At 43.5% G+C, this 7874-nt stretch carries 8 protein-coding genes; 3 read left to right on the top strand and 5 right to left on the bottom strand.

Annotated features, from left to right (window positions below; all coding sequences use genetic code 11):
* Positions 1 to 327 precede the first annotated feature (327 nt).
* A complete protein-coding gene (locus EDC16_RS12600) occupies positions 328 to 1422 on the top strand; it encodes an ISAs1 family transposase (RefSeq protein ID WP_132968210.1) in 1095 nt (364 codons plus the stop codon).
* 403 nt (positions 1423 to 1825) lie between these two features.
* On the opposite strand, the gene pyrE is transcribed toward EDC16_RS12600, so the two are convergent.
* On the bottom strand, positions 1826 to 2467 hold the full coding sequence (pyrE, locus tag EDC16_RS12595; RefSeq protein WP_132968209.1) for an orotate phosphoribosyltransferase: 642 nt from the start codon (positions 2465 to 2467) through the stop codon (positions 1826 to 1828).
* Between the two features lie 8 nt (positions 2468 to 2475).
* A complete protein-coding gene (gene rph / locus EDC16_RS12590) occupies positions 2476 to 3195 on the bottom strand; it encodes a ribonuclease PH (RefSeq protein ID WP_132968208.1) in 720 nt (239 codons plus the stop codon).
* Between the two features lie 127 nt (positions 3196 to 3322).
* On the opposite strand from rph, the gene EDC16_RS12585 reads away from it, so the two are divergent.
* Positions 3323 to 4186: a YicC/YloC family endoribonuclease gene (locus EDC16_RS12585; RefSeq protein WP_132968207.1), complete on the top strand. Its 864-nt coding sequence runs from the start codon at positions 3323 to 3325 to the stop codon at positions 4184 to 4186.
* Between the two features lie 46 nt (positions 4187 to 4232).
* Here the strand turns inward: EDC16_RS12585 and EDC16_RS12580 are convergent, their stop codons facing one another.
* From EDC16_RS12580 to epmB, 3 genes are all read right to left on the bottom strand, one after another.
* Positions 4233 to 4640, bottom strand: coding sequence for an MliC family protein (locus EDC16_RS12580; protein WP_157330549.1), 408 nt, complete (start codon positions 4638 to 4640; stop codon positions 4233 to 4235).
* A 75-nt stretch (positions 4641 to 4715) separates the two neighbouring features.
* The gene (locus EDC16_RS12575) at positions 4716 to 5894 is read right to left on the bottom strand and encodes a LysM-like peptidoglycan-binding domain-containing protein (RefSeq protein ID WP_132968205.1); all 1179 of its coding nucleotides are present in this window, start codon (positions 5892 to 5894) and stop codon (positions 4716 to 4718) included.
* A gap of 113 nt (positions 5895 to 6007) precedes the next feature.
* Positions 6008 to 7021, bottom strand: a complete 1014-nt coding sequence (epmB, locus tag EDC16_RS12570) for an EF-P beta-lysylation protein EpmB (RefSeq protein WP_132968204.1) — start codon at positions 7019 to 7021, stop codon at positions 6008 to 6010.
* 64 nt (positions 7022 to 7085) lie between these two features.
* Between epmB and efp the strand changes: the two genes are divergently transcribed.
* Positions 7086 to 7652 (top strand): elongation factor P, encoded by a 567-nt coding sequence (efp, locus tag EDC16_RS12565; protein ID WP_132968203.1) that lies wholly within the window; start codon positions 7086 to 7088, stop codon positions 7650 to 7652.
* Positions 7653 to 7874: the final 222 nt, after the last annotated feature.

Here is a 7874-nt window from a genome sequence, read left to right as displayed (position 1 = left end):
GAAGTGAAATGCTGTAATGCCGATGGTAGTGTGGGGTCTCCCCATGTGAGAGTAGGACACCGCCGGATTTTACCGAACACGAAAAATACAAAAAACACGAAAGTAAGTAAAGCGATAACCCCTAGCAGCGATGTTAGGGGTTTTTTGTATTGGTGCAAAAATAAATGTATTGGATGAAAAACAGGCATCAACACCAATTTTTTAGCTAATATCAAGAAAACCGCAATAAATATTATTAAAGAGTGCCCGATTATTTTATAGTAAGTTTAGTGTAAATTTACACTGTGCAGATAAATACTTATTTTAATAACAATTTAGGGGGCTTGTATGGATTTTTTTAACTTTTTTGCTCAGGCTGAGGAAATTGAGAATGATGCCCAGAGGTATTCTTTATTAGAGCTTATTTTTTTAACCATGACAGCAGTGCTGTCAGGAGCAAAAACATGGTGCGATGTTCACCAGTTTGGTGAAAGCCACCTCTCTTGGTTGCGTCAATATTTACCTTTTACACAAGGCATTCCATCTAAAGAGACTATCGCTGATCTTGTTTGCAAACTTCATTCAAGCCAATTAAATGATATTTTTATCAATTTTGTTAACGAATTACGTCAGAGCAAAAATCTTGAGCAAATTCCATTGGATGGAAAAAACCTTCGTAACTGCTTCGGTAATGAGGCGAAAAGTGCACTGCATAGTATTACCATACAAAGTAAAATGCGCGGTGTGATACTGATACAGCATAAATCTCCACGTTGGCGTAATGAACAGCAAGGTGTGTTGGAAATACTCCAGACATTAAAATTGAGGCGAGCGATAGTTTCCGTTTATGCCTGCAACACACAGAAAAAGATTGTTGAGCAACTTAAGGATAAGCAAGCAGACTATGTGGTTGCTTTAAATAATAATCATGCAATGTTCCGCAAAGAAATTGCAGCCTATTTTCATAAAATGGAACGAGAAAATCCACAACTTATTGATTATTATGATAATATAAATACTGGGCGACAGTATAAGAAATTACCCGTTGATGAATGGTTGTCTGAACCAATGCGCTGGGAGGGGATTCAAACGGTGCTGTGTGCAGAATCACTGCAGGCGTTGAGACAGAACAGAAAATTAGACTCTAAGTTAGATTGTTATATCAGCAGTTTAAATACGGCATTACCACAATTAGCAGAGAGTATTCGGGAGCATTTATCGCTCAAAAAAAGGAAGGTGCATTGGATGTTGGATGTAGTATATCGAGATGTCCGTGGTCTCAGTAGTAAAGATAGCGGGGAAAAGAAGCTGACCTCCTTGCGTTATTATGCATTGAATTTAGCCCGGCTGCACCCTGCGCAATTGAGTTTGCGTATGAAATTAAAAACTGCCGCTTGTTCGGATGCGTTTCGCGAAGAGCTGCTATTTGGTGTCGGTGAATAAGCTGATCTAGTGGAATAAGAGCAAAAAAACCGCACTTTAAACCCAGAAATAAAAGTGCGGTGTAAAGGGGGCAATTGCTATTGGATTTTAAGCCACCCCAAAAATAACCTGAATATATTCAGGAAGGTAAACCTTTAGCATCAAATCAAGATGGCTCACCGTCAAGGGCTTTCCGATCGAATAAACATTTAGTTGTGATATTTATATAATACAGAAATTAATAAATCAATCCATTGTCTATGCAGTTAATATATAAAAATCATTTAATTTAGATAAAATTTTATTTATTGTTGGTTTTATTAGATTTTGTATGATTTGAGATGGTGAATATTCTTTGCTATTTAGTGAAAAAAGACAAGATTTGAGCAATTAACTCCAATCTTGTCAAAATACCCAAGTGCGGTTATACTCCGTATTGTTGTTGATATTGGTGTACTGCAGGTAAATAGGCTTGATAAGCTGAGTTGCAGCGTAAAAAATCCAGTAAATCGTCCAAATCAATGATAGATAACACGCGACAAGCATAATCGCGTTCCACTTCCTGGATCGCAGATAACTCACCTTTCCCTCTTTCTTGTCGGTTCAATGCAATCATAACCGCACTGAGTTTGGCATTATTGGCGGCAATCAGTTGCATTGATTCGCGAATAGCAGTGCCAGCAGTGATGACGTCATCAACCAACAAGACTCTGCCTTGTAATGGACTGCCGATTAAATTACCTCCTTCACCATGATCTTTTGCCTCTTTGCGATTAAAACACAGTAGCTTATCGCAACCAAATTGATTGGCTAATGCAATGGCAACAGTGGTAGCTATCGGAATGCCTTTGTAGGCAGGACCAAACAGCATGTCATATTCGATCCCTGAGGCTTGAATTGCCGCAGCATAAAATTCGCCCAAACGAGCCAGATCGCTGCCGGTGTTAAACAGACCCGCATTGAAAAAATAGGGGCTGATCCGCCCGGATTTTAAGGTGAATTGACCGAATTTCAGCACATTGCGCTTGAGGGCAAATTCAATAAACTGTTGTTTATAATCCTGCATAAATCACCTTAATCATCGTTTAAGGCCGCACGTTGTACGGCAAAAATCTGCTCAATTCCACCCTGCGCCAATTCCAGTAATTGCAACAATTCCTGGTGACTAAATGGTTCACCTTCTGCGGTACCCTGCACTTCAATCATGCGTCCATCTTCTGCCATGACCACATTCATATCGGTTTCAGCGGCGGAATCTTCCACATATTCCAAATCGCACACCGCCGTGCCATCGACAATGCCGACTGAAATTGCTGCCACCAACCCTTTGATCGGATTGGTTTTTAAATCACCATTGGCAAGTAAAGTATTGATCGCATCAATCACAGCTACGCAAGCCCCGCTGATTGCTGCCGTGCGCGTGCCGCCATCGGCTTGAATGACATCACAATCGACGGTAATGGTGCGTTCACCAAGTGCGGTCAAGTCGATCATGGCGCGCAATGAACGACCAATCAAGCGTTGAATTTCCAACGTGCGTCCGCCTTGTTTACCGCGAGCGGCTTCACGCTGCATCCGCACATTGGTTGAGCGTGGTAACATTCCATATTCGGCAGTGATCCAGCCTTGTCCCTGCCCTTTCAAAAAGCGCGGTACACTGTTTTCCAGGGTAGCGTTGCACAGCACTTTGGTATCGCCAAACTCAACCAATACCGAGCCTTCGGCATGTTTAGTATAGTGACGGCTGATTTTTATCGGGCGGGTCGCTTGCAAAGGGCGGTCATTTGGACGCATTGGGATTCTCCATTATTATTCATCTATCATTCACAGCGAATTCTAGCATGAAACCGCACTTTACACACGACAGTCCGGTTTGAAATCGGTAGAATAGCCTAGTTTAATCATCGAATAAGGGAAAAATATGATTTACAGTATGACCGCATTCGCCCGCTTGGAACTGAAACAGGGCTGGGGCAATGCCGTATGGGAGATTCGCTCCGTCAACCAACGCTATTTGGAAAACTTTTTCCGTTTACCGGAGCAGTTTCGTGGCTTGGAAAACAACTTGCGTGAAAAAATCCGTCAGCGGATCACCCGCGGTAAAGTGGAGTGTAATTTGCGTTTGGAATTGAAAGCACAGACCGCACTTGAACTACAACTCAACCAACCGTTGGCGCAACAAGTGTTGCAATCACTCAAATGGTTGCAACAGCAAGTTGGCGAAGGCGAGATTAGTTTAACTGACGTGTTGCGTTATCCCGGTGTAGTTGAAACACCAGAACAAGATTTGGATCAAATCAGCCAAGATTTACTTACTGGGTTTGATCAACTGCTAGATGAATTTATCGCTATGCGTGGACGTGAAGGACAGAAATTACAAGAGATTATCCAACAGCGCCTACAAGCGATCAGTGTTGAAGCGGACAAAGTGCGCTCGCAAATGCCGCAGATTTTGCAGTGGCAACGGGATAAATTGCAACAACGTTTTGACGAAATCCAATTGCAAGCCGATCCGCAACGGTTGGAGCAGGAAATGGTTTTATTAGCGCAACGGGTTGATGTGGCGGAAGAGCTGGATCGTCTGCAAATGCATGTGAAAGAAACGACTGCAACCTTGAAAAAAGGCGGTGCTGTTGGGCGTCGGTTAGATTTTATGATGCAGGAATTAAACCGCGAATCGAATACACTTGCTTCGAAATCAATTAATGTTGAGGTCACCAACTCGGCAGTCGAGTTAAAAGTCTTGATCGAACAAATGCGCGAACAGATTCAAAATTTGGAATAAGCTAACACCGCACTTTGCATTTAACTCAACAGACCCTAAAGTGCGGTTAATCAGCTTGTTCTACTTTACAACCGCTTGCAATCACTTCGCCCAAGCTGTTACTCAACACCGCACTTTCAGCTCTTTCCCACCAGTTCCATTGGATATTGGCGTAGCGTTTGCCACTGTCGGAGACGACGGGTTGCAGATGCTGACTGATGCCGTTCAGGGTCAGCTGAATTGAAGGATTTTTTGAGTGCTGTTTGATGGCTGAAGCATTGAGGGCAGTCACTTTGATTTGGATATTGTCATCGCAGTAGTAGAGGTGGGTAGTATTGCGCTCAGGCAGGGTTTTATTTAATGCTGTCGAGCCGGAGGTGCTTTGTTGCGAGGTCAGGTTATTGTGGGTGTCAATCGGAGCATGACAAGCGGATAGCAAGATGATAATGCAGCCGAATAAACCTTTCTTCATCATAGGAATAAGCCTCATATTGACGTGATGAAATTTCAGTAAAAATGCCGTTATCATTTAAATAACGGCATTTTTTGATCATTTCTTATACTGATAACTGCCGTCGTTATTACGGATAAACGTGCTGCCGTTTTGTAAGGTTAAGCGGCTCACTCGGCCTTGTGAATTAACTTGAATCGTCACTTTGTCACCGGCTTTAAAGCTGCTGAGTGCTTTTTCACCGCCGTTGGCTTTGGTCATCGCATTGACATCGGCAATATTCAGATTGTTATTACGAAATACCTGCATCAAACTGACACCTTGTGGAATAGTCAACGTGCGGCTGCTACCGGAAGCCGTATTTTCGCTGGCTGGTTTAGTCGGTGCTGCCGTCGGTTTTGGCGCTACGGTCTGTTTGGCTGTGGTGGTTTTCGTTGCCGTGCTTGGCTGTGTTTTTGCCGGCGTGCGAGTGGCTTGCTCTTTCGGCGCTTCATAGCGTGGTGGCGTTGCTGCTGGTTGAGTGGCCGTAGTTTGTGATGCCACAGTCTGGGCACTGGTGTTTTGAGCACTCGTGTTTTGAGTTACCGTTCCAGCTGCAACAGCAGCGGCTTGGGTTGCGGCAGCCGTTGCTAAGGTTTGTGCATTGCTATCATTGGTGTTCGGTTGCGGTAGCAAGGCATTGTTTGGATTATTATTTTGGGTATTGATCTGGTCGTTAGGCTGGTTGATCTGCTCTTCTTCCGAGTGATTCAGCGATTGAAATTCTATCGGTAACGCATTCGAATTTTGCGCTTGTAGTGCATCAACAGTGGTGGTTGAACTTGGTTTTAACCAAAAGAAAATCAATAACACCAAAATCAGTGCCAATAAAGCAATGAATAAGCGACGGTGTTTGGCTGGCAAACGATTTAAGATGCCCCAAGTTTCTGGTTTTTTCAAGCGGTTGCTTAATGGCTCATGCGCGCTGTTTGCGTCATTAGCTGTGAACGGCTCAACCGTGCTTTTAGCCGTCATTTCGCTAGCGGTAGCTTCGTTTTGAGCTCCATTTTCTGCTGCAGATTGTAGATCATGAGGGGGTAGGTTTGTCGTGTTCATACTTTCCTCCTTGTGCTCACGTTTAGGTAACAAGCCTTTCGCCTTATCAAAAAAAGAGGGTTTTTCTTCAATCGGTTTTTTCGGCGTAATCGGTTCCATGTTGCTAAATTCAAATTTTAATTGATTCTGTTTTTCACCGGTGGTTGCTTCAGTATTGCTACGGTTTTGGTTCTCAGAAGTCACTAGACACCTCAAATTGTCAAAATATGTTTTTATGAATAAAAATATCTTTCTATTCTAAAGGAATTAGACAAAATAAAAACTGTTTTTGCTGGAATTTGGTGCGAATTTTTTACTTATGGCGTTAATAAGGTTTTATTCGGCTCACCGGCAATTTCACGCGCCAGCTTAGGCACGAGATATCCGGAGCTGATTTTTTGCAGCTCGCGATAAATTGCCAACGCCTGCTTGTCGTCCAGATAAAAATGGGCTGCGCCTTGCACTTTATCGAGCAAATGCAGGTAATAAGGTAGAATGCCTGTACTAAACAGTTTATCGCTTAATTGTTTTAACAATTGTGCATTGTCATTTACGTCTTTTAAGAGCACCGCTTGATTGAGCAGTACCACATTTGCCGCTTTTAAATGCGCGATATGATCGGCGAAAGTGCGGTCAATTTCATTCGGGTGATTAATGTGGGTGACCAGCACTTTGTTTAAGCGTGAAACCGCTAAACGCTGGCAAAGTGCGCTGGTAATTCGCTGTGGAATCACCACTGGCAATCGGGTATGAATCCGCAGGGTCTTCACATGTGCAATCTGCTCCAAACGGCTGATCAACCAGTCCAACTCGTGATCTTTCGCCATCAACGGATCGCCACCGGAAAATATCACCTCTTCGATTTCGGGGTGTGCAGCGATATAGTCAAGTGCGGTTTGCCAGTTCTGTTTATTGCCTTTGTTGTCTTGATAAGGAAAATGGCGGCGAAAGCAGTAGCGACAGTTCACCGCACAACCGCCTTTTACCATTAATAACACTCGGTTATGGTATTTATGCAGCAGCCCCGGCACCGCACTTTGCTGCTCTTGCAGCGGATCTTGACTGAAACCTTGCGCTTGAAAAAATTCTTGCTGTGAGGTCATCACTTGCAGCAAAAGTGGATCTTTTGGATTGCCCTTTTCCATTTTGTCGACAAACGGTTGTGGCACGCGCAATGGGAATAATCGACGTGCTGAAATAGCATTTTTAAATTGATTTAGTGGCAGATCGAGTTGTTCTAGCAGTTTTTGCGGATCATTTATCGCCTTTGCAAGGTAATCTAGCCAGCTTGGCTCTTCTCTAAGCAGGGTGTTTTGAGTTATCATAGACAAGTTTTATTAAAATTTTATCTGATCTTGTCTTAAGATCAGACTTTTTTCAAGTAATGAGGACATTATGGCAACCTATTCTACCAGTGATTTTAAACCGGGTCTTAAATTTATGCAGGACGGCGAACCTTGCGTTATCGTTGAAAACGAATTTGTGAAACCGGGTAAAGGTCAAGCGTTCACCCGCACCCGTATCCGCAAACTGATTTCCGGCAAAGTCTTGGATGTGAACTTTAAATCCGGCAACACCGTGGAAGCGGCGGATGTGATGGATACCAATTTGACTTTTTTATATAAAGATGAAGACTTTTGGCATTTTATGAACAACGAAACCTTTGAGCAGTTGTCAGCCGATGCTAAAGCGGTGGGCGACAACGACAAATGGTTGTTGGATCAAGCGGAATGTATTGTGACCTTATGGAACGGTGCGCCGATTTCTGTGACACCACCGAATTTTGTTGAGTTGGAAATCGTGGATACCGATCCGGGTCTGAAAGGTGATACAGCTGGCACCGGCGGCAAACCGGCGACATTAAGCACCGGTGCTGTGGTGAAAGTGCCGTTGTTCGTGCAAATCGGCGAAGTCATTCGAGTGGATACTCGCTCCGGTGAATATGTAGCGCGTGTGAAGTAATAGTATTGTATCGTTAACAATATAAACGGGGCGCTATCGCCCCACCTCAGATTATTGACAAAGATATTTGATGAGGCAGAGTAGGGGCGGATTATATATCCGCCCGTTTGTGAAGTGCGGCATAAGTACTTAATCAATAAAGGAAAAATGCAAAGTTCGGTTCGGGCGGATATATAATCCGCCCCTTGTATATTCAAAATAAAGTATACTAGCAACACAGCA

It is taken from the genome of Testudinibacter aquarius (assembly GCF_004342725.1).
Taxonomy (GTDB): Bacteria; Pseudomonadota; Gammaproteobacteria; order Enterobacterales; family Pasteurellaceae; genus Chelonobacter; species Chelonobacter aquarius.
This window is presented reverse-complemented; position numbering and strand designations above follow the sequence as displayed.